This is a genomic window from Oleiphilus sp. HI0061 (genome assembly GCF_001635675.1).
In genome coordinates this window covers 1-1,445 of the sequence record NZ_LWFE01001674.1, presented here as the reverse complement: position 1 = coordinate 1,445, position 1,445 = coordinate 1, and the positions used below count along the sequence as shown (strand labels likewise).

Sequence of the window (1,445 nt, the reverse complement as noted above, 5' to 3'; positions counted from 1 at the left end):
AAACCTTCAAGTATTGCTTCACGGTCAAGCAGATAAGCCCAGGCAGTTTTCGCTACCCCCAAACTAAGTACGCCCGCGCCTTTATAAAAGTAGGTACCAAGGAAGCATTGATATTTTGCTCGTGTCAGTGCGACATATAATAAGCGGATATCTTCAGCCAGCCGCTCTCGGTCCACCAAACTGACATTTGACTCTTGCTTGAGTAAGTCGAGGTTTAACTTGCCGCTCTGATCATAAAACCACGCCATATCAGCACCACGGCCTGTGAATACAAACGGTAGAAAGACATAGGGATACTCTAAGCCCTTACTTTTGTGAATCGTGACGATACGAATTAGCTGTTCATCACTTTCAAGACGTAGACGACTCTCATCATCAGCCAGTACCGACGCTGAAATATTCTGACGAAACCAACGCAGTAGCGCAAAGTGACCACGTGTGACTTGCGCCTGACTTTGTAATAACTCCGCTAGCTGATTAACATTACTAAGGCGTCTTTCCCAGTCCTGGAACTGTGAGGCATCCTGGTGCCAAGATGCATAGACACCCAAGCGACTCATAGCGTCACGTATCGCGGCTAAGACTCCATGGCGATTCCAACATTTATGCAAGTCATTAAACAGCTCAAGATAATACTCCAAAACACTATCGTTATTTCGAATATCCAAGAGGCGTTCGTCGTCGATGCAAAAGAATAATTCAGACAGACAGCTCATTAGCAGATACTCATCACCCGGCTCTGCTATCGCTGCAAGCAAGCGATAAATGGCCTGCGCTTCTTCACTATCGTAAATATTGCTCTTGCCTTCGTAGCTTGCACTTAAGCCATAGCGTGCAAGGCGTTGCTTAACTAGCTCGGCCTCTTTTCCTGAACGAACTAATACGGCAATGTCTGAGTAAGCGGCCTTTCCTTCAGTCAGCAATGCAAGAATTTGTTGGACGCAATGATCGGCAAGTATGGAGGTCATCGCTTTTATATCACGTCCTTCAGGTCTTACTTGAGTGATGCAAAACGCAGGCTGACCACGCAAGTGCTCGGGTGTACTCTTCGCCGCGTTTACAGCGTTAAAAGGGATGTCTTCTGCGATAAATGGATTCGATTCGCGCTGGAATACCTGATTTACTGCTGTGACCATCTCAGGCGAAGAACGCCAATTGGTATCCATTGTGAACTGGTGGCCACGCGGGTGTTTGTCAATATCCTGCTTAGCTCTGAGGTAGGTGGCGATATCCCCGCCTCGAAAAGCATAGATTGCTTGCTTAGGGTCACCAATAAGCACCATCGAGGCATCTTTGCGAGACTCAATGCTTGACGAGAAAATACTCGAAAAGATATGGTATTGCTCACGATCGGTATCTTGAAATTCATCAATCAACGCTACTGAAAAGCGCTCGCGCACCGTATTAATTAATATATTACGTGTATCTTCGTCAGACAAAGCATT

1 protein-coding gene is annotated in these 1,445 nt (G+C 46.3%); it reads right to left on the bottom strand.

Features of this window, described 5'->3' with window-relative positions; genetic code table 11:
• Positions 1 to 1,445, bottom strand: a 1,445-nt coding sequence (locus A3735_RS25890; protein WP_156499926.1) for an exodeoxyribonuclease V subunit beta, incomplete at both ends; no start/stop codon positions are given.